The 20,464-nt window shown below is 37.2% G+C and carries 21 protein-coding genes; 9 read left to right on the top strand and 12 right to left on the bottom strand.

Going from position 1 to position 20,464, the window contains the following annotated elements; genetic code table 11:
• The 8 genes from RHO14_06260 to RHO14_06225 all read right to left on the bottom strand — a co-directional run bounded on the left by RHO14_06260 (nt 1) and on the right by RHO14_06225 (nt 6,487).
• The gene (locus tag RHO14_06260) at nt 1-1,275 is read right to left on the bottom strand and encodes a sigma 54-interacting transcriptional regulator (protein WVD72404.1); all 1,275 of its coding nucleotides are present in this window, start codon (nt 1,273-1,275) and stop codon (nt 1-3) included.
• A 9-nt stretch (nt 1,276-1,284) separates the two neighbouring features.
• On the bottom strand, nt 1,285-2,307 hold the full coding sequence (gene nagZ, locus RHO14_06255) for a beta-N-acetylhexosaminidase (protein ID WVD72403.1): 1,023 nt from the start codon (nt 2,305-2,307) through the stop codon (nt 1,285-1,287).
• A 15-nt stretch (nt 2,308-2,322) separates the two neighbouring features.
• On the bottom strand, nt 2,323-2,898 hold the full coding sequence (locus RHO14_06250; protein WVD72402.1) for a hypothetical protein: 576 nt from the start codon (nt 2,896-2,898) through the stop codon (nt 2,323-2,325).
• A gap of 28 nt (nt 2,899-2,926) precedes the next feature.
• Complete coding sequence (gene hinT, locus RHO14_06245) at nt 2,927-3,274, bottom strand: purine nucleoside phosphoramidase (protein WVD72401.1); 348 nt, start codon at nt 3,272-3,274, stop codon at nt 2,927-2,929.
• A 52-nt stretch (nt 3,275-3,326) separates the two neighbouring features.
• Nucleotides 3,327-4,100 carry a YchF/TatD family DNA exonuclease gene (locus RHO14_06240; GenBank protein WVD72400.1) on the bottom strand — a complete coding sequence of 258 codons (774 nt, stop codon included), beginning with the start codon at nt 4,098-4,100 and terminating at the stop codon, nt 3,327-3,329.
• A 76-nt stretch (nt 4,101-4,176) separates the two neighbouring features.
• Nucleotides 4,177-5,352 (bottom strand): lipopolysaccharide assembly protein LapB, encoded by a 1,176-nt coding sequence (gene lapB / locus RHO14_06235; protein WVD72399.1) that lies wholly within the window; start codon nt 5,350-5,352, stop codon nt 4,177-4,179.
• Between the two features lie 2 nt (nt 5,353-5,354).
• Nucleotides 5,355-5,672: a lipopolysaccharide assembly protein LapA domain-containing protein gene (locus tag RHO14_06230; GenBank protein WVD72398.1), complete on the bottom strand. Its 318-nt coding sequence runs from the start codon at nt 5,670-5,672 to the stop codon at nt 5,355-5,357.
• Between the two features lie 95 nt (nt 5,673-5,767).
• Nucleotides 5,768-6,487 carry a phosphatase PAP2 family protein gene (locus RHO14_06225; GenBank protein ID WVD72397.1) on the bottom strand — a complete coding sequence of 240 codons (720 nt, stop codon included), beginning with the start codon at nt 6,485-6,487 and terminating at the stop codon, nt 5,768-5,770.
• 241 nt (nt 6,488-6,728) lie between these two features.
• Here RHO14_06225 and ribA point away from each other — a divergent pair, with 241 nt between their 5' ends.
• A complete protein-coding gene (gene ribA, locus RHO14_06220) occupies nt 6,729-7,337 on the top strand; it encodes a GTP cyclohydrolase II (protein WVD72396.1) in 609 nt (202 codons plus the stop codon).
• Between the two features lie 70 nt (nt 7,338-7,407).
• Here the strand turns inward: ribA and RHO14_06215 are convergent, their stop codons facing one another.
• Both RHO14_06215 and RHO14_06210 read right to left on the bottom strand, forming a co-directional pair.
• Nucleotides 7,408-8,811, bottom strand: a complete 1,404-nt coding sequence (locus RHO14_06215; protein WVD72395.1) for an MFS transporter — start codon at nt 8,809-8,811, stop codon at nt 7,408-7,410.
• Nucleotides 8,812-8,888: 77 nt separating this feature from the next.
• The gene (locus tag RHO14_06210; protein ID WVD72394.1) at nt 8,889-10,058 is read right to left on the bottom strand and encodes a M20 aminoacylase family protein; all 1,170 of its coding nucleotides are present in this window, start codon (nt 10,056-10,058) and stop codon (nt 8,889-8,891) included.
• A gap of 254 nt (nt 10,059-10,312) precedes the next feature.
• On the opposite strand from RHO14_06210, the gene citG reads away from it, so the two are divergent.
• Nucleotides 10,313-11,203, top strand: a complete 891-nt coding sequence (citG, locus tag RHO14_06205) for a triphosphoribosyl-dephospho-CoA synthase CitG (protein ID WVD72393.1) — start codon at nt 10,313-10,315, stop codon at nt 11,201-11,203.
• Nucleotides 11,204-11,217: 14 nt separating this feature from the next.
• Here the strand turns inward: citG and RHO14_06200 are convergent, their stop codons facing one another.
• The gene (locus RHO14_06200; GenBank protein WVD72392.1) at nt 11,218-11,907 is read right to left on the bottom strand and encodes a response regulator; all 690 of its coding nucleotides are present in this window, start codon (nt 11,905-11,907) and stop codon (nt 11,218-11,220) included.
• A gap of 21 nt (nt 11,908-11,928) precedes the next feature.
• Nucleotides 11,929-13,545, bottom strand: a complete 1,617-nt coding sequence (locus RHO14_06195) for a sensor histidine kinase (protein WVD72391.1) — start codon at nt 13,543-13,545, stop codon at nt 11,929-11,931.
• Between the two features lie 205 nt (nt 13,546-13,750).
• On the opposite strand from RHO14_06195, the gene RHO14_06190 reads away from it, so the two are divergent.
• The 7 genes from RHO14_06190 to citX all read left to right on the top strand — a co-directional run bounded on the left by RHO14_06190 (nt 13,751) and on the right by citX (nt 20,405).
• Nucleotides 13,751-15,109: a 2-hydroxycarboxylate transporter family protein gene (locus RHO14_06190; GenBank protein WVD72390.1), complete on the top strand. Its 1,359-nt coding sequence runs from the start codon at nt 13,751-13,753 to the stop codon at nt 15,107-15,109.
• Between the two features lie 85 nt (nt 15,110-15,194).
• Nucleotides 15,195-16,034, top strand: coding sequence for a fumarylacetoacetate hydrolase family protein (locus tag RHO14_06185; GenBank protein WVD72389.1), 840 nt, complete (start codon nt 15,195-15,197; stop codon nt 16,032-16,034).
• Between the two features lies 1 nt (nt 16,035).
• Complete coding sequence (gene citC, locus RHO14_06180; protein WVD72388.1) at nt 16,036-17,064, top strand: [citrate (pro-3S)-lyase] ligase; 1,029 nt, start codon at nt 16,036-16,038, stop codon at nt 17,062-17,064.
• Nucleotides 17,065-17,072: 8 nt separating this feature from the next.
• Nucleotides 17,073-17,360 carry a citrate lyase acyl carrier protein gene (gene citD, locus RHO14_06175; protein ID WVD72387.1) on the top strand — a complete coding sequence of 96 codons (288 nt, stop codon included), beginning with the start codon at nt 17,073-17,075 and terminating at the stop codon, nt 17,358-17,360.
• Entirely contained in the window at nt 17,357-18,241 is an 885-nt protein-coding gene (gene citE / locus RHO14_06170; protein ID WVD72386.1) for a citrate (pro-3S)-lyase subunit beta, read from the top strand. Before citD ends, citE begins: the two co-directional genes overlap by 4 nt.
• Nucleotides 18,242-18,256: 15 nt before the next feature.
• Complete coding sequence (gene citF, locus RHO14_06165; GenBank protein ID WVD72385.1) at nt 18,257-19,777, top strand: citrate lyase subunit alpha; 1,521 nt, start codon at nt 18,257-18,259, stop codon at nt 19,775-19,777.
• 76 nt (nt 19,778-19,853) lie between these two features.
• A complete protein-coding gene (citX, locus tag RHO14_06160; GenBank protein ID WVD72384.1) occupies nt 19,854-20,405 on the top strand; it encodes a citrate lyase holo-[acyl-carrier protein] synthase in 552 nt (183 codons plus the stop codon).
• The last annotated feature ends 59 nt before the right edge of the window (nt 20,406-20,464 follow it).

The raw sequence follows: 20,464 nt of genomic DNA, 5'->3' as shown, positions 1-20,464 counted from the left end.
TCACTTCCCAATCCCATATTCTCTAAGCTTATTTGCAACTGCTGTGTGCGAAATACCTAATCGTTTAGACAACTTACGCGAACTTGGGTAACTTTTATACAAGTGAATTAATACTGTTTTTTCAAACTGCTTGGCCATCTCATCTAATGTTTTACCATCAATATCATCATTAAGTGAAGGTGAAATAGGCACATTTGGCAGCTCAATATCTTTTGCTGTTATTTCTGGCCCATTTAATTGAGCTAGCGTAGAATACAACACATTTTTAAGCTCTCTTACATTTCCAGGCCAATTATAACTAAGTAACATAACTTGAGCGTCTAACGTTAAAATGGGCGAAGCGATACTTTGCTTATTTGCAAACTCATTAATAAAATAATGTGCTAAATCGACAATATCTTCTTTTCGCTCATTGAGTAATGGCAAATGTAATGGTAAGACATTTAAACGATAGTAGAGATCTTCCCGAAACTTTCCTTGCTTAACTAAAGAAAAAAGATCGGCTTTAGTAATACAAATAACCCTAACATCAACACTAACCTCGTTATCATCACCAACGCGTCTAAATGAACCATCATTAATAAAACGAATTAGCTTCGTTTGCATTCTAAATGACATTTCATCAATACCATCTAATAATACCGAACCACCATTTGCTTGTTCAAAAAAACCTTTTTTACCATCTGTCGCGCCAAGATAAGCCCCTGCTGCGTGGCCATATAGCTCGCTTTCAACTACTTCATCTGGCATTGCTGCGCAATTTAAACTAAGAAGAACTTTATCACCTCTTTCGCTATACTGATGACACGCCAGTGCCAGCAAATCTTTACCTGTTCCCGTCGCGCCCGAAATCAATAATGGCTCTTTTTGCATGGCAAAGGCTTTTGCTTGTTTAAGCAATTTTTGCATAGACTCGCTTTTTGCACAAAATACATTAAATGCTTGCTGATTAGCGATGCCTCTTTGTGCTAATCGGCGTTTTAGATAGCCAATTGGCTGAATAACTAACACCAAGCGATTAATATCATCAAAAATTTGCAAAAAATAATATTGTTGATTAACAATGATCGTTGTACTTTCTAAGGTTGAAATTGACACATTAGGATTAAGGTTTAATAATTTATAATAATCAAAGTGATAACTAGCCATCTTAGCCGGCAATAATAACTCATCTGATAACGATAACAACGTTATAGCGGCTTTATTAATTGCCAATAGCTGCCCTTTTGGGCTAATTTCAATGATTGCAACTGGAGAATAATTATTTTCAGTCATAATATAACTCTAATTATTGGTTTGAAGAGTGTGCCACTCTTCGTTCAATTGATTTAATTTTTTGTTACGCAATTGCCATTCTTCACTTTCAATTAATGTTTGATAATCGACTTTATTTTCACAGAGTAATGTTTTAGGTTTATCACTAACGATATGCCCTAAGCTCTCTAAAATAGCAAGAGTTCCTGGGCGATTATTACATGCAAGTAAAATATCACATCCGGCATAAAAGGCAGCACTTGCTCTTTGCTCATAATTACCTAAAAATGCCGCGCCTTCCATCGATAAATCATCAGAAAAAATTACGCCATTAAAATTAAGCTGCTGCTTGAGTATCGTTTTTAACCAAAATGATGAACCACTTGCAGGCTTATCATCAAAAGCGAGATAAATAACATGAGCAGGCATAATAGCATCAAGTTTACCCGCTTTGATTAACTCAACAAAAATTTTCATATCTTGCTGAATTTCAATCTGGCTTCGGTTATCAATTGGCGTTTCTTTGTGAGAGTCGGCGAGCACAGCGCCATGACCTGGAAAATGTTTACCCGTTGTTTTCATGCCAGCACTATGCATGCCATCAATCATTGCACTAGCAACAACCTGCGCAATCTGACTATCTTGATGAAATGAACGAGATCCAATTGCCAAACAACTATGACCTAAATCTAAAACCGGCGCGAAACTCAGATCAATATCAAAAGCAATGAGTTCCATCGCAAGGACCCAACCCGCATCAAATGCAAGTTGCGCGGCTTGCTTAATGTCTCTTAACTGCGCGTAAGCTTGTGCCGGTGGAATGAGGGTAAAGCCTTCTTTAAAACGCTGAACCCTGCCCCCTTCATGATCAACACTAATGAGTAAACGTTCTGATGATGCCGCTCTTATTTCTTTAACTAAGGTAGTTAATTGATTTGGGTTTTGGTAATTTCGTCCAAATAAAATCACCCCAGCAACTGCATTATGTTGCAGTAATTTTTTATCTTCATCGCAAAGGCTTAACCCCTGCACATCAATCATTAATGGGCCCATGACGATCTCAATAGTTTAATTTTGATTAGTGGCAAGTTGATCTGACGAAAATTGCCAAATAATTTCACCGGTTTTCGTTAGAATTAATTCAAGCGATACTTCTGCTGGTGTATCGGGTAACTTAGGAACTTGATCAATTGTTGTAAACAGCACATAATCCGCATCCACCTTTCTTGCTAGCGCAACCATTTTAGCTCGTGAAACTAGCGCATCATCATTAGGAATACCTAAATTCTGCTTAGCTAAATTAACAATATTATTATCGATAACTTGAAAAATCGTTTGTCGATTAAGTAATTTTACTAAAATATCATTAATGGCTGTTGGTGAAATATATTGATTACTACGATTATTAACATCACTAATTAGCAAGGTATTATTACCGTTGACTGCCATCGTTTCCAGCAGCTCGTCAATTAATGGCGATAAAATAGTTTGCCAATCGGTGGTGATAAATTTAGGCGGATGCTCAACAACGTTCAATGCTTCTTGCTGCGTTGGTGAAGGATTATTATTAGGTTCAAGTCGATGACAGCCAGCCAAAATAGTTATAGCAATAGTCATGGCTATTGTCTGCAAATAACATTTCATAAATTATCCCCTGTCACTTATCGCTAAATTAATTAACTAATCGACCCAATTGTTTACCGCCTAATAAATGCATATGGATATGAAAAACATCTTGTCCGGCATCTTTATTACAGTTCATTATTAAACGATAACCACTCTCATCAATCCCTTCTTGTTTAGCTATTTTGGCTGCAACTACAAATAAACGCCCTAAAGCTTGTTCATCGTCAGCCGTAACATCATTAACCGTTGGGATCAGCTTATTTGGGATAATTAAGATATGCGTTGGAGCTTGAGGTGAAATATCACGAAAAGCCGTCACCAAATCATCTTGGAAAACAATATCAGCTGGAATTTCACCGCGGATAATTTTACTAAAAATCGTTTCATTAGCCATACTATGTTCCTTTTTATTTTTCAATACTTAACACAATATCAAAAATCACATACTAACATAATCTTACACCAAATAAATGGCAAAAATTCTCTGTTGTTTTTTCTGCAAGTACTTCAAGCGGAACTTGCTTTAAGACCGCTAAATATTCAGCAACTTGCCTAACATTTGCTGGATGATTCTCTTTACCACGAAAAGGGATCGGCGCTAAATATGGAGAATCGGTTTCAATTAGTAACCGCTCAGCAGGCACAAAACGAGCAACGTCGCGTAATGCCTCTGCATTTTTAAAGGTAACAATTCCTGAAAACGAAATATAAAAACCTAAATCCAATAACTGCCTTGCCGTATCGATATCTTCAGTAAAACAATGTAATACACCCGAATACGCATTTTCAGCCTTAATCATTGCCAAGGTATCTTCTTTTGCTTCGCGAGTATGAACAATAATCGGCTTTTTAAGTGCTCGGCCCAAATGAATATGCTCAGCAAAGGCTTGTTGTTGCTGCTTTACATTATCTTTCTGATAGTAATAATCAAGTCCCGTTTCACCTAATGCAACGACATGCTCGTCAGCTGCCAAAGACTTAAATAAAGCAATATCAAATTCCTCATCAGCCAAATTTAATGGGTGCACACCACATGATAATGAGATTTTATCAAAATGAGGCGATAACCATTTTCGCATTGACTGATAACCCGACAAGGTCGTTGCAACGCTAAGATAGTGCTTAACATCTCTTTTTTGTGCTTCTAATAAAACATCATCAATCGTTTTATCTTTATAATCTAAGCTGTCTAAATGACAGTGAGAATCAACCAAAAACATAACATCACTCTTTTAAATAAATTTAATGCTAAATTAGCACCTTACAACAATATTTTAACGAAAAATCATTTATCAACTAATCTGAATGCTGAGCAAAATCTCGAATAGGTTTAATTGTTGCCCACGAACGGCATGCTGGGCATAACCAATAAATTGAATTTACCGTAAAACCGCACCGCTCACAGCGATAGTTTGGGATCGCTTTAATTTGCTCGCCAACCATATTACGCAGCAGCAATAAACTTTCCTTTGCTCGCCCTTCTTCTGCGTCGGCGACATGATAATCCATTAAGCGATAAAAGCCTTTCAAATTAGGGTGCTTAACTAATTCCCGATAAATACAATATTGGGCTGCTTCTCTACCTGTTTGTTGCTCAATAATATCGGCAAGCATCAATTCAGCTGCATTACCCGAATCAAGTTCAACACATTTTTTTAAGAACTGCTTAAGTTCATCTTGCTGATCTAAAACTTGATAACATTCTTTAATAAACGGTAACGCTTCACCAATAAAAGCTTTATCTTGTACTAAAATTTGTGTTAAATACTGCGCCGCTTTAAGGTAATTACCTTGCGCCATCAGAACACGGCCAAACATCAATGACGTGCGGGCACAATTGGGATCAGCTGATATCGATTTTTGCAAATAAAGTAGCGATTTATTTAAATCATCTGCCGCAATGGCTAATGCGGCTAATTCACAGTAAAATTGCGCAATCTCTTGATTATATTTAGGATGGCCTGACTTAACTAATTTTGTCGCTGTGGCTATTGCTTTATTCCATTCTCGAATTGATTGGTAAATAACAATCAACTGCTGCAAGGCATATTGCTGAAAATCTTCTTCATCAATAAGTTGTAAAAACATATCTTCAGCGCGATCGTAAAAACCTGCTGTCATATAATCGCGGCCTAACTGCTGTATTGCTAATAAGCGTTGGTCAAAGGTTAATGATGAACTCTCCATTAACGCTTGATGAATTCGAATAGCGCGATCAACTTCGCCACGTGAACGAAATAAGTTCCCCAATGTTAAATGCGCTTCAAGTGTTCCTGAATCTTCTTTAAGCATATCAAGAAATAAATCAACCGCTTTATCTTTTTGATTTGACAATAAAAAATTCAAACCATCAACATATTCACGAGATAGACGGTTTGATTCATGTTGGTATTTTTGCTTAGCATTACGCCGTCCCATATACCAACCATAACTAGCTGCAATAGGTAATAACAAAAATAGGAGTTCAAACATAATTATTTACTGTCAGTTATTGGAATAGTTAATTCCGTTTTTTGACGGTTAGCAATTTCATCATCATACATTTTTTGAACTTTCTTAAGCTTACGCTGTGTTGATGAATGTCGTAGTTTTACGCGGACAAAAAAGAACCCGGTTACAAACCAACCTAGGATAAAACCTGAACCAAATAAAATAGCAAATAGTGTTGATAAACGGCATTCTGTTTGTGCTAATAAATAATTAAAAACCACAGTTTGATTATTATTGGCACCTAACGTTATTGAAATAGCAAAAATAACAATGAGCAATAAAAAAATTATAACGAATTTCATTGATCCTTCCTTCTTTCGGTCAATTTAGTATTCACTATGTGATCATAGCGTAATTATATACTAAAGCCGATTAAAGATGTATTGTATTGTTGACTTTATTCTTCAAGCAGATGCAATTTAGCCGCGCAATAATAAGTCAATAAAGCAATTAGCCAAGCAAGAATAGAGCCAGATATCACATCAATAGGATGATGCATTCCCAAAGCAAGGCGACTAATTTCAATTAAAATAGCCCACGTAATCATTAATATAATGATAATACGATGACGTTTAAAGTTAAGAAAAATCAATGCCAAAAATGCCCATGTTGCTGCAAAAAGAGTATGGCCAGATGGAAACGTATAGCCTGTTTCATTGCGCCAGTGCTGATAAAGCCAATTAGGAATTTTAGGTGACAAGTAGACATATTGTTTAATTATCTGTTGCCTTTCATCACGAGGTAAAGAGTAAAAATAATCATCATCAACTTGATAACTTTTTTCTATCCATAATACAAAGGGCCGTGACTCTGCCGTATAATTTTTAACAACTGATTTTATTCCCTGCCCAACGAGAACAGACAAGGCTAAAATAATTAGCAATATAATAAATTTACGTAAAGATGTAATTCGTAAGCAAAAAGCAAAAACGAGAGGTAGAATAACACACGTTAACAGCGCCCACGGCATACCTGCCATTTGAGTAAGCCAGAAAAGATACTGAGAAGAACTATTTAATGCTTCAGGTTGCCATTGCCAGCCAATAACAATTAAAAATGTCGGAACGATAAGAAATATAACAAGCGTAATAAATGTTTTTTTGATAGCTGGCAACATTATTTAATTCATAACCATTAAAAAAATAAGTACGCATAATAGCATAATTACTTAGCGCTGTACCGATTTTTACAAAAATTCAAAACAACGAAACTTGATGATAATAAAACGTAATTTTTGTTTAAAAAAGATTGAATATATATCATTATAAACAACTAATACAGTTATGTTAAACTACTTGCTATAGCACATAACGATTGTCGATATAATCAAAAGTAAATTTTAATAAATTGGAGTTTTTATGCAGTTAAAAAATGTTGCACAGGCAAAATTACCAACACCGTGGGGAGAATTTACCATTGTCGGTTTTGAAGAGCTTGCAACAGGAAAAGACCATGTTGCGATGGTATTTGGTGACATAGCCAAACAACAATCCGTTCTTACTCGCGTCCACTCAGAATGTTTAACTGGTGATGCGCTATTTAGTTTACGCTGCGATTGTGGATTTCAACTAGAAGCTGCTTTAAAACAAATTGCGCAAGCTGGATCAGGTATACTTCTTTACCACCGCCAAGAAGGCCGTAATATTGGCTTATTAAATAAAATAAGAGCCTATGCATTACAAGATACCGGTTTAGATACCGTACAAGCCAATCATCAGTTAGGATTTGCCGCAGATGAACGCGATTTTACTATTTGCGCAGATATGTTAACGCTACTTGACGTAAAAGTAATTAGATTACTAACCAATAATCCGGAAAAAATTCGGGTATTAGCGCAAGCAGGGATCAAGATCACCGAGCGCGTTCCGCTTGAAGTCGGTGAAAATCCAAATAACGAACATTATTTACAAACCAAAGCCGAAAAAATGGGGCATATTTTGCATCTCCACCCAATTAATCATGATTAGTTATGCATAATGACGAACTAGTTTAATGCCAAGGCGTCTAACCCTTGCCTTGGCATGATCAGCGCTAATGCTATTTACCTGCATCTTTTGGCACCAATAAAATAATCGATAGCGTCGAAAGGAAACAAAAACTGACGTTAACCAACAATCCGATTGTTGCTGCAATCTCATTAGAATATCGTAGCGAAAGTAATGCTGCATAAACAGATGCCGAAATAGCGATACCAAATGCCCCACCTAAAGAGCTCGCCATTTTATAAACACCTGATGCCATACCGATTTTATTCGCTGGTGCATTAGCGATTGCGGTATCAATTGATGGTGTTGCATAAAATCCTAGCCCTAGGCCAAAAAGAATAAAACCGATTAAAACAGCGGCCACATAAAATGTATCAGATAAAAATGTTAAAGCCATCAATGCAACCCCTGTTCCGGTCATTATCGTCCCTAAAATCATCGGTTTTTTAGCGCCAATTTTTTGTAATAATTTTTCACCAACGCGGATCATAGCAAGCACGGTGATTAAATAGCCAATTGAAAGTAAGCCGGTTTGAAAAGGACTAAATCCGCGGCCGGTTTGAATGTAAGTATTGGCGACGAGTAATGTACCAGCAACCGAATTTAGCAAAAAATTAGACAACGTTGCGCCGCGATAAGGTTTATTTTTAAACAACGAAAAATCGATAAATGCCGCTGCTCTTTTACTCCACTCAATAATAAAAAAACAGCTAATAGCAATCACACAAATTATTGCCAAACAAACAATCACACTGCTTGTCCAACCAAAAGCGGCGCCTTTGGTTATCACTAAATTTAAAGATAATAAAGCAATAACAAAAACGAATAGACCGCTATAATCGAATTTTGCCTTATTGCCCGTATCTTGCACTTTACTTTCGGGGATCCCTCTGATTAAATACATGCCTAATAACGCACATATTATTGAGAAAATAAAAATCCAACGCCATCCCAAATAAGTTGCAATAGCGCCGCCAGCAAGCGAGCAAAGCCCCGAGCCCCCCCATGAACCAATCGACCAAAAACTTAACGCACGCTGGCGCGCCGCCCCATTATAAAATGTTTTAACTAGCGCTAAGGTTGAGGGCATAATACAGGCCGCTGATAGTCCTTGAATTACTCTACCCAATGAAAAAAGCATCACATCATGTGCAAAGATAAGACAAAGTGAACCCATAATACTTAAAATAAAGCCTAAATAAGTAAATTTTACTCGGCCTAACTTATCTGCAAGTCCACCTGCAACAACGATAAAACAACCTGAAAAGAGCGCGGTCAAACTAATTGCTAAATTTAATGAACCAAGCTCTATACCAATACTTCGTTGAACATCTGGCGCAACATTAACTAACGATTGGGCGAATAACCAAAAAGTGATAACGCCAAGTACAATGCCACAGATTAACCTATCACTACCAACATATGATTCAACTAAATGGGGATTATTATTCTTCATTTATTAACTCCATTATTATCTCAGTGATATTAGATAAATGATTCTTTTACAAAACACGTTGAAGTAAAACTAATGCATTACCTTAAATAACGCTCGGTTATTGCAGCCCAATAAGCAGCAGCAGGCACAATACAATTATCATTAAAATCATAACCGGGATTATGGACATTACAAAAGCCCGGCTCATCGCCATTACCTATCATCATATAACAACCATTTGGAATTTTTTCTAGCATAAAAGCAAAATCTTCACTGCCCATTAGTGGTGGCGTATTAACATGCACTTTATTTGCCCCCACTAACTCTTTTGCAACATCAATTGCAAAATCAGTTGCCTCTTTGCCATTTACCAACACAGGGCTGCCATTCACATGGGTTATAACGGCCTTAGCGCCAAAGCTTTCCGCTTGGGTAATAACGAGCGCTTTAATGCGGTTTAATAGCAATTCACGCACCTCATTATTTAATGCTCTAACACTTAACTTCATTAATGCCGATGCATTAACGACATTAGGCGCATCACCAGATTGGATAGAGCCAATTGTAACAACCGCGGCCTGTGACGGAGATACATTACGAGAGACAATGCTTTGTAAAGCAGTCCCAATATAACAAGCGACAATCGTTGCATCGATACCTTTATCAGGCATTGCGCCGTGAGCACCAATACCTGACACTTCAATATGGATGGTATCTGAAGATGCCATCATTGCACCTTCTTTAAAATAAAACTCGCCTGCTTTTAACCCCGGCATATTATGAATACCAAAAATAATATCACATGGAAAAAGCTCGAATAATCCATCATCAATCATCACTTTACCGCCGTAAAGTAGCTCTTCAGCGGGCTGAAATATAACGTGGAGAGTGCCATCAAAATTGCGCGTTTGTGCTAGATATTTTGCTGCGCATAGCAAAATAGTAGTATGCCCATCATGACCGCAACCATGAAATTTTCCTTGAATTTTACTTGTCCAAGGTTTACCACTTGTTTCAACAATTGGTAAAGCATCGATATCAGCGCGAATACCGATACGTTTATCACTATTACCCACTTTTAATGTACCAACGACCCCTGTCTTTGCTAGCCCTCGATGTACCTCATAACCCCATTGGGATAGCTTTTGGGCCACCAAATCGCTGGTATTTTTTTCATCAAAACCGAGTTCTGGATGCTGATGGATTTGATGGCGAATATTAATAAAATCATTTTCAGATATCTTAATTGCTTCAATAATATTTTTCATAATGTTCTCTTATATAGCGACTAGATGATTAGAAATAACCCATTATTCATAAAGCACAATTATTTTTTAAACAGCACCTTTAGTACCTTAAATTAATTTGTATAAAACACAATAAAAAAATATTTATTGTGCTATTTGACTATTTTATCTTCAAATAATTGGAGCAATAAATGCAGTACGCGATGAATATGATTGACAAAGATAGCGGGCTCATTTTAAATAAACCCTCAATTTTCTAAGTGGCAGGCATCAAATTGAGTGATCATTTAAATAAAATCCATAAATTACGTTTAAATCTCGCGTTACAAAATAATGAGTTACATTCAGATGCAGCCAAACTTGCCCAAATCGCATTATTAAAAGAGATTGATTTAACCCCAAAACCTGGGCTTGTTGATCAAAGTAACAATGGTGCTCATACTGACATGAGCTTACTTACCTTTTTACAAAGCATTGCAGCTATTACGCCCTATCTTGATAAATTTTATGACTATGGCGTAAAATCGAATAATGACAATCGTGCTTTCTTAACAGATCTAAGAACGATTGGCTGTCAATGTGAAACAGCGATGTTTATCGCCACCAACAATGTTAACACGCATAAAGGTGCCATTTTTGCCTTTGGCCTTATTTTAGCCTCACTTGGCCGATTAACTGCGCAACATAAACCCCTTAACTATAGTAAGATTTGTGATGAAGTTGCCAGCTTGTGCCAAGGCATGGTTGAACGCGAACTTCTAACTAGCCAAGGCAATACCGTTGGTGAACGATTATTTAAGCAATATGGTTTTACTGGTGCCAGAGGTGAAGCACAAAGTGGCTATCAACTCATAACCACGTATGCACTACCCACCTATTTTGAATGTCTTAAGCAAGGTTATAGCGAGCAGCAAACGTTATGGCAAACTATGCTAAATCTATTTGCACATAATAATGATACCAATATTGTCTCTCGTGGTGGTATTGATGGACTAAATTATGTCAAAGCATATTCAGCTAAACTATTAAATGAAAAGAGCGCATTCGCACCCGATGCAAAAATAATCCTACAACAATTTGACCAACACTTAATTGAAAAAAATATTAGCCCTGGTGGAAGTGCTGATCTTATTGCCGTAACGTGGTTTTTATCGCATTACCCTTAAAATCGTAAAAGTTATTAAACGGCTATATGTTTATAATATCGTTCTGGCCGGCCAATTTTGCCATAACGAATTTCCACTCGAAGAAAATTAGTCTGAATACAATATTCAAGATAACGCCTAACGGTGGTTTTACTAATTTGCGCTTTATGCGTAACATCCTCAACGGTTAACTCATCTGCTGAATTAATAAATAATGACTGAATTCGTTGCAACGTCAATGCATCAATACCTTTAGTATTTTTCTTTGTCTCAATAAAATCTTTCGTTTGCAAATTAAATAGCTCATCAATTTGACGTTGACTCAGATTTTTAGGTGAGGATTGACGCAATAAAAATAGCTTAAATTTATGGAGTGAATAAGCAATTCGTTCATATGAAACTGGTTTAATCAAATAATCAAATGCGCCATGACGAATGGCATGACTACAAGTATCCATATCACTTGCAGCAGTAATAAATATGATATAGGTTGATAAATTTTTCTTAACTATATAATCAAATAACTCAATGCCTTGACCATCGGGCAAATAATTATCTAATAAAACTAAGTGTGGATTAAATTTTTCTAACATAATTTTAGCGTCACTTAATGTTGACGCAATTCCGGCCACTTTAATATTCGTATTACGTTGTACAAATTCAGCATTAACTTCAGCTAAGATTGGCTCATCTTCAACAATTAACGCTTTAATATCTATATTCATCTTTTACCTCTTATGTTCTTATTATAAGCAATCATATTCTTTAGGAATAAAAATAGAAAAAATAGTTCCTTGAGGTAGATTGTTATTCACTTCAATATAACCATTTGCCTTTTCTGTATAGGTTTTCACTAAATATAAACCAACCCCATCTCCTTTGGTTTTTGTCGTCACGCCGAGTTTAAATATTGATGATTTTACTGCCTCATCGATTTGGGTGCCCTCATCGCTGACCTCGATCACATATTCATCGGTTGCATCGCTTAAATATAGGTAAACAATTTTCTTCTCTTTAACCGCAGATTTTTGATATTGCGCAAGGCTGGCGGTAAAAGCGTTATCGAGTAGATTTGCAATAATTGACATAAATTCGGTTTCAATGAGTTTATCCGGTATCTGATTAAGTTGGCACATCGGATCAAATTGCAGTTCAAGCCCCATCTCGTTGGCTTTCGTAAATTTACCAATTAATAAACCTGCAATGGTTGGCACTTTTATTTTGTCAGTAATAAAATCAAGTTGCTGCTGATTATTAGTTGATTGGCGAGTAATAAACTCTTTAGCATCATCGTAGCGCTGCATATAAATCAACCCAAGTAACGTTGCTAACCAATTTTGATGTTCGTGACGCAAGGCCCGCAAATTATCGGCATACTGTTGCACTTGAGATAGACGTTTACTCAGCAAATTAATCTCATTCATATTCCTAAATGTGATAACCCAGCCTTGTATTTTTTCATTAAAAATAAGCCGAATGCGACTTGCTATAACGACCTCATCATTAAAATGACTAATGCGATCATAAACATCTTCAATTAAGCAATCATCATTACGCAATAAATCATTAGGACTAACGATATAAAGGAACAAATTTGTGCCATTTAAATTATCGACATGCTTTGGAATATTAAGAAACTGGCGAGCGAATTGATTAATATGGGTAATATTATAATTAAGATCAACCGCGATTAACCCTTCATTAATTGATTCCATAATCGCACTTTGCATTTTTACTAATAATGAAATTTCTTTAGGTTCAAGATTTAACATCTGCTTTTTTATTAAAAATGAAAAAATATAAGAAAAAACAAAAAGCACCACAAACAAAAGAACACAGAAAATAATAAATGGGTAAGATTGAATTTTATGTAACTCATCGAGCCTATCTAACATATAGCCAACAGAAACAATGCCAACAACGCCATCGTCAGAAATTATCGGTGATTTACCTCTTAATGATTGCCCTAAAGATCCTTGACTAATAATAATAATGCTTTTGCCTTTTAACACATCTTGATTATCATCGCCGACCATTGGCACATTTATAGCAACATTTTGTGTATGAAATAGCCGCGTTGCATGTTTATCGCCAATAACAATATAGCTTGCATCACTTTGTTTATTAATCAAACTAACGAGTTCATTTATCGCTTTAAGATCATGATTTTTCACGGCAAGTGCAAGTTCTGGAATAGCGGCGATCTCTTTTGCTTGTATCTGGGCTCGTTCACCTAAATTGGTATATAAATTGGTCTCGATAATGCCATTAATGTATTGATGCATAATAAAAACAGCGAGTGCAAATAATATTGATAACGCAATAAATAATTTTTGAGCAAAAAGCAGTGGAAACTTAGTCATTTTAAAATTCATAATACCTATTTAACTATCTTATTAACTACCAACGGTAACAATTATGTGCGGCTATTATAAATAGCTTTAAAACCTATAGCGACATTAAAACCTTTAAAACCACTAAAAAATGATGACCTATATCACAAAACCATTAGCTTTAATTCATTATTATGTGCGCCAACGTATTATTAAAATAAAATGGAGTAACATAATGAATAAAACAGAAAGTATAGATCGATCTGCCTCTACAAAAGAAAAAAAGCGCTTTTGGCCCACTGGCTGGTGGAATTTGTTAGATAATTATAAAGTTGGGATCATTCCGTTACCCTTCTTTATCATCGCCGGTGTGCTTATTTTTTCAGAAGTCTTTTATGCTGGTAAATTACCCTCTGACATAGTTGTTATGGTTGTTACCTGTGCTTTTTTTGGTTTTTTATGTGGTGAATTTGGCAAAAGATTACCTATTATTGGTAAAATGGGCGCCGCGGCAATTTGTGCGACCTTTATCCCTTCTGCATTAGTTTATTATGGCGTTCTACCTACCCCAATTATCGAAGCAACAACTAAATTTTATAAAGATACCCATATCCTTTATCTTTATATCTGCTGCATCATTGTCGGTAGTATTATGAGTATGGATCGCCGTACTTTAATTCAAGGTTTTTTACGTATTTTTGTTCCAATGCTATGTGGCGAAATTGTTGGAATGTTAGTCGGTGTTGGTATGGGCGTGTTACTTGGCCTATCACCTTTTGAAACATTCTTCTTTTTAGTGCTACCAATTATGGCTGGCGGCGTTGGTGAAGGTGCTATCCCATTATCAATTGGTTATGCTTCAATTTTAGGGATGGAACAAGGTGATGCATTAGGTAGAGTACTACCCATTGTAATGCTTGGTGGCTTAACAGGGATCATTTGCGCGGGGATCTTAAATCGTTTAGGAAAAATCTACCCACATTTAACGGGTAACGGTAAATTAATGCCGTCAGATGGCACTGAAGATAAAGTTTCATCAAATACTAAAACTGAAATAACCACTGACGTAACAGTATTTGCATCAGGCGTGTTACTTGCTGCGATGCTTTATATGGTTGGTATGCTTGGCCACAAATGGATTGGCTTACCCGCGCCTGTAGGTATGTTATTTGCCGCTGTATTTGTTAAATTAACCCACTGCGTTTCACCTAAAATTCTTGGTGGTTCACAAGTTGTTTACAAATTCTTCCAAACTTCGGTAACTTACCCAATTTTATTTGCTGTCGGTGTTGCGATAACGCCATGGGAAAGAATTGTTGAAGCATTTACTATCGTTAATATCATTGTCATTGCATGTACGGTTGTTTCATTAGTTGTTACAGGCTTTTTTGTTGCAAAAAAATTAGGCATGTACCCAATTGATGCAGCTGTCATTTCATGCTGTCAAAGCGGCCAAGGTGGAACCGGTGACGTTGCTATATTAACGGCGGCTGAAAGAATGGAACTAATGCCGTTTGCCCAAATTGCTACAAGAATTGGTGGCGCAATTAACGTTTCAGTTTCACTACTTATACTCGGCAATTTCTTAGTATAACCAATAAAATATCACGAAAAAAACAAATGCTATCGGCTAATTAATTAAAACAAAGCCGTTAGCATAAATAACCAAAGGCATTAAAATGAAATTTATTAGCTATCTTTTATCAAATAGTCCAAGTTATGGCATCTTTACTGATAAAGGAATTATTGATTTAAAATCACAATTAGGTGAAAACTATCCAGACCTAAAATCACTAATTGGATGCGCGAAGGGAATGGAAAAAGCAAAAATGCTTAGCCATAGCGCCGCAACAACCGATATGCGCTACATCACTTTTTTACCGGTGATCCCAAACCCGAATAAGATCCTCTGCGCAGGAATGAATTATGCTGATAAACGAAAAGAATTTGATGCATTAGACCAAGCTGTCACCCTATTTGTCCGTTTTCCTGATACACAAGTCGGCCACAACACACCAATACTAAAACCTACTGAAACCCAAGAATTCGACTACGAAGGCGAACTTGCCATTATTATTGGTAAACCTTGTTTTCGAATTTCAGCGCAAGATGCGTTGCAATATGTTGCGGGTTATAGTTGCTACATGGATGGTTCGGTTAGAGACTGGCAGCACACGTGGTTTACGGCAGGTAAAAACTGGCCAAAAACTGGTGCGCTTGGGCCTTATTTAACAACCATTGATGAGATCGATGATTTTGACTCATTAACCATTAAAACCTACTTAAATCATCAAATGGTGCAATCTGATGTACTGGGTAATATGGTGCATAAAGTTCCTGAAATTATCGCCTATATCAGTACATTTACCAAGTTATCACCGGGTGACGTTATTTTAACGGGATCACCGGGTGGAGTTGGTAAAAAGCGTACTCCACCACTCTTTATGCAAGCCGGTGATGTTATTGAAGTTGAAATTGAAAAAATTGGTCATTTAATCAATACCGTTATAGCTGAATAATATGATAGAGCCAACATTTAAAACATTCTCAGGCATTAACGATCAAGTCGTTTTAGACTCGATTAAAAATTTGCTACAAAGCGTTAACCTCAATCTCGATCCTAATCTTGATCATATCATTGTTGGGATCGTTGAAAAAGAAATCATCGCTTGTGCGGGACTGGATCATAATGTGATTAAGTGCGTTGCGGTGCACCCCAATTATCAAGGGAGTAATATCACCTTAAGCTTAATTAACCAAGTGCTTGAGTTAGCCCATGATAAAGGGCTGCATCATCTTTTTCTTTATACCAAGCCAGAGAATGTCCACTTATTTAAAGCCTGTGGGTTCTACCCTATCGCACAGTTACCGGGCATTATTACATTAATGGAAAATACGCCAGTTGGCATATCACATTACTGCAATACATTAGTTAAACAAAAAAAATCAGGAACGTGTGGCGCAATCGTTATGAATGCCAACCCATTTACCAGTGGTCACCTTTATTTAGCAGAGCAAGCAGCAAAAAAAGTAGATTGGTTATATATCTTTGTGGTTAGTGAAGATGCCTCATTATTTTCAAGTGAGGTGCGCTATAAACTTGTTAAAGAAGGTGTTAGTCATTTAAAAAATGTCATCGTATTGCCGGGATCAGCCTACATCATTTCAAAAGCAACCTTTCCAAGTTACTTTTTAAAAGAACAAACACTTATCGAACAAAGTTATATGGCTATCGATTTGCTCATCTTTAGGCAATATATCGCACCAGCCCTCTCGATTTCAAAAAGGTTTGTAGGCACAGAGCCATATAGTGAAGTGACAAACGCCTACAATCAGGCGATGAAAGAGTGGCTACAAAGTGAAGACAAATCAACATCACCAACGATTACTGTTATTGAAATAGCAAGAGTTACCCATGACGATGATGTGATCTCGGCATCAAGAGTGAGGTCATTATTAATGCAAAAAAAATATCAACAAGTTCATGCATTAGTTCCACCTTCCACATGGGCTTATATTGAGCAGCATTATGCGATTAAAAATCAATAGGTAAAAATATGAAAATAACCCAAACTGCCCTTGCTGGCACATTAGAATCAAGCGATTTACTGGTAAAAATAGAGCCAAGTGAGCAGCTAGAAATCGTCATTAATAGCGATGTCAATAAACAATTTGGCAAACAAATTCGGCACGTGGTTGAAAGCACCCTTGCTAGTTTAAATGTTAATAACGGGCTCATCATTATTGATGATAAAGGCGCGTTAGATTGTGTTATTACCGCAAGAATACAAAGCGCAGTACTAAGAGCATCAAAAGACAAAGCGCAATGGAGCGAACTATTATGAAAAAATTAAGACGCAGCATGTTATTCCTTCCCGGCGCAAATGCAGCCATGTTATCAACATCATTTGTCTACAAACCTGACTCAATTATGTTTGATCTTGAAGATGCCGTTTCAATTAAAGAAAAAGATACCGCCCGTTTATTAGTTGCGCACACCTTAAAGCTGGGTATTTACCAAAAAATGGGTATTGAAACTGTCGTTAGGATCAACGCACTTGATACACCATTTGGCCTAGATGATCTAGAAGCTGTAGTGCGCGCTGGAGTTGATGTAGTGCGCTTACCAATGACTCATAGCGCTGAGAATGTGCATCAATTAGAAGCCCATATAGTGCGTATTGAAAAAGAGCTAAATCGCCCAATTGGCTCCACTAAAATTATTGCAGCAATCGAATCAGCAGAAGGCGTAGTTAATGCGGTATCAATAGCCAAGTCAAGTTCACGAATGATTGCCATTGCTTTAGCCGCTTTTGACTATTTAGTTGATATGCAAACCGAGCGCGGTGATGGGCAAGAACTATTTTATGCACGCTGCGCAGTATTACATGCCGCTCGCGTTGCTAAAATTGATGCTTTTGATGTGGTTTATTCAAATGTGAATGACGACGAAGGATTTTTACGTGAAGTAAAACGCGTAAAACAACTCGGCTTTAACGGTAAATCATTAATCAACCCAAGACAAATAGAGCTATTACATAATGCTTACGCACCAAGCCAAAAAGATCTTGATAATGCGAAAGAAATTGTTGAAGCCGCAATTGAAGGTGAAAGACAAGGACTTGGCGTTGTGTCGCTAAATGGCAAAATGATTGATGCGCCGATAATTACCCGAGCCCAAATGGTAATTGAACTTGCTAACATGTCTGGTGTTCGTCAGGAATAAAAAGGAATAACGATTATGACTAAAAATATTGAGGTATTGGCGGCCCAATACCCACAGCTTAAAGGCCTTGCCCCTTTCACTGGCGCCAATACAACCACCCCTTACCTAGCTAATTTTGCGCAAAAACATGAACGTAAATTATGCCAATCAATTGAAGAGGCAATAACCAAATGTGGCTTAACCGATGGCATGACGATCTCTTTCCATCATGCGTTTCGTGAAGGTGATAAAATCATCAATTTGGTAATGGATATCATTGCTAAAAAAGGCATTAAAAATTTAACGTTAGCATCAAGCTCACTGCTTTCATGCAATACACCATTAATTGAACACATTAAATCTGGTGTTATCACTCAAATTTATACCTCAGGAATGCGTGGTAAACTGGCCGAAGCAATCTCAAATGGCTTAATGGAAAAACCGGTACATATTCATTCGCATGGCGGGCGAGTTAAACTAATCCAAAGTGGCGAAATTAATATTGATATCGCATTTTTAGCAGTTTCAACCAGCGATGAATTTGGTAATGCTAATGGAATATCGGGTAAATCACGTTGTGGCTCGCTTGGTTATGCAATGGTTGATGCGCAGTATGCTAAAAAAGTCATCTTATTAACGCAAGATATTGCGCCATTTCCTAATGAACCGGCGAGCATTAAACAAGATCAAGCGGATTACATTGTAAAAGTTGACGAAGTGGGAGATGCAACTAAAATTAGTGTTGGCGCTGCACGAATAACCAGTAATCCTCGTGAGCTTATGATTGCTAAATATGCGGCAAGAGTGATTGAGCATTCTGGTTACTTTAAAGATGGCTTTTCAATTCAAACCGGATCTGGCGCCTCATCAACAGCGGCAACAAGGTTCCTTGAAGATAAAATGGTAGCAAATAACATTACTGCCAGCTTCGCCTTAGGTGGGATAACGCAAAGCATTGTTGACCTCCATGAAAAAGGCTTAATTAAAACTTTACTTGATACACAAAGTTTTGATAATGCAGCGGGGATATCTTTAGCTAAAAACCCAAATCATATTGAAATATCAACTAATGTCTATGCAAATCCAGCCTCGAAAGCGGCATGCTGTGATCAGCTTGATATCGTGATCCTTAGTGCCCTTGAAATTGACCTTAATTTCAACGTCAATGTGTTAACAGGCTCAGATGGTGTTATGCGCGGCGCTTCTGGCGGCCACTGTGATACAGCGGCCGGTGCCAACTTAACTATTATTGTTGCGCCACTCATTCGTAGCCGCATTCCAACGGTTATCAAAAATGTGACTACCATTATCACCCCAGGTGAAAGCGTTGATGTTTTAGTTACCGATCACGGCATTGCCGTTAACCCAGCAAGGCCTGAAATTGCCGAGCGCTTAAAAGCGGCAGGATTACCGGTGATGACGATTAATGAACTATATACTAAAGCGACCGAACTAACAGGTGAACCGACACCGCTTGAATTTATGGATAAAATTGTTGGCGTCGTTCGTTATCGTGATGGATCGGTTATTGACGTAGTTAGGCAAGTAAAAGCATAATAAGCATCACTTAACGATAAAATCAAAATGGTAGGCATAAACGCCTATCATTTTATTTAGACGACGATAATTAATTATGAACAATCAATCTTTTGCAAACGCTCGCCAGATCACTTTAACCGAGTTACTCGCAGCTAAAGAGCAGCGCGCCGCTTTACAAAAAACATTAATTAACCAATATTCACTACCGTTAATTTCACTCACGACAACAATCCCCGGCCCCGTAAAACTAACGCCTTGCTCAATATTCTTATTTGATCAAGCCTGCGCACAAATTGAGGCCTATTATCAACAAAATCAAATACCATGCCTTCACGTAATTAAAAATACTGATATCAGCGGGCCTGAAGGCTTTTTTATTCTAAATCAAGCCGAGCAACCGTTAAAAAAAGCCTGCATGGCGATTGAAGATTCACATCCGCTTGGCAGACTTTGGGATATTGATGTTATTTCAGCAAAAAATCACATCGGCATATCAAGAAACGCGCTCGGCCATCCACCGCGAACATGCTTAATATGTGGTAATGAAGCCAAAGCTTGCGCCCGCGCTAGAACCCATAGCCTTGATGAGCTAATAGCTAAAATCGACGATATTGCAAGGCAAAATGGTTTTACAGACAAGCCATAAAGCGAATACCTAAAAATCAACGACCATAATCAATATCTTGTTAACTTTCGCCTTGTTAA

This window comes from Orbaceae bacterium lpD04 (genome assembly GCA_036251935.1).
Lineage (GTDB): Bacteria > Pseudomonadota > Gammaproteobacteria > Enterobacterales > Orbaceae > Orbus > Orbus wheelerorum.
Note: the sequence above shows the minus strand (reverse complement) of the source record. Positions and strands in the feature narration are given on the sequence as shown.

Bases quoted from the DNA above. Each gene is read 5' to 3' on its own strand.
- RHO14_06260 (WVD72404.1), bottom strand. From the start codon at position 1,275: ATGACTGAAAATAATTATTCTCCAGTTGCAATCATTGAAATTAGCCCA.
- nagZ (WVD72403.1), bottom strand. From the start codon at position 2,307: ATGGGCCCATTAATGATTGATGTGCAGGGGTTAAGCCTTTGCGATGAA.
- RHO14_06250 (WVD72402.1), bottom strand. From the start codon at position 2,898: ATGAAATGTTATTTGCAGACAATAGCCATGACTATTGCTATAACTATT.
- hinT (WVD72401.1), bottom strand. From the start codon at position 3,274: ATGGCTAATGAAACGATTTTTAGTAAAATTATCCGCGGTGAAATTCCA.
- RHO14_06240 (WVD72400.1), bottom strand. From the start codon at position 4,100: ATGTTTTTGGTTGATTCTCACTGTCATTTAGACAGCTTAGATTATAAA.
- lapB (WVD72399.1), bottom strand. From the start codon at position 5,352: ATGTTTGAACTCCTATTTTTGTTATTACCTATTGCAGCTAGTTATGGT.
- RHO14_06230 (WVD72398.1), bottom strand. From the start codon at position 5,672: ATGAAATTCGTTATAATTTTTTTATTGCTCATTGTTATTTTTGCTATT.
- RHO14_06225 (WVD72397.1), bottom strand. From the start codon at position 6,487: ATGTTGCCAGCTATCAAAAAAACATTTATTACGCTTGTTATATTTCTT.
- ribA (WVD72396.1), top strand. From the start codon at position 6,729: ATGCAGTTAAAAAATGTTGCACAGGCAAAATTACCAACACCGTGGGGA.
- RHO14_06215 (WVD72395.1), bottom strand. From the start codon at position 8,811: ATGAAGAATAATAATCCCCATTTAGTTGAATCATATGTTGGTAGTGAT.
- RHO14_06210 (WVD72394.1), bottom strand. From the start codon at position 10,058: ATGAAAAATATTATTGAAGCAATTAAGATATCTGAAAATGATTTTATT.
- RHO14_06200 (WVD72392.1), bottom strand. From the start codon at position 11,907: ATGAATATAGATATTAAAGCGTTAATTGTTGAAGATGAGCCAATCTTA.
- RHO14_06195 (WVD72391.1), bottom strand. From the start codon at position 13,545: ATGACTAAGTTTCCACTGCTTTTTGCTCAAAAATTATTTATTGCGTTA.
- RHO14_06190 (WVD72390.1), top strand. From the start codon at position 13,751: ATGAATAAAACAGAAAGTATAGATCGATCTGCCTCTACAAAAGAAAAA.
- RHO14_06185 (WVD72389.1), top strand. From the start codon at position 15,195: ATGAAATTTATTAGCTATCTTTTATCAAATAGTCCAAGTTATGGCATC.
- citC (WVD72388.1), top strand. From the start codon at position 16,036: ATGATAGAGCCAACATTTAAAACATTCTCAGGCATTAACGATCAAGTC.
- citD (WVD72387.1), top strand. From the start codon at position 17,073: ATGAAAATAACCCAAACTGCCCTTGCTGGCACATTAGAATCAAGCGAT.
- citE (WVD72386.1), top strand. From the start codon at position 17,357: ATGAAAAAATTAAGACGCAGCATGTTATTCCTTCCCGGCGCAAATGCA.
- citF (WVD72385.1), top strand. From the start codon at position 18,257: ATGACTAAAAATATTGAGGTATTGGCGGCCCAATACCCACAGCTTAAA.
- citX (WVD72384.1), top strand. From the start codon at position 19,854: ATGAACAATCAATCTTTTGCAAACGCTCGCCAGATCACTTTAACCGAG.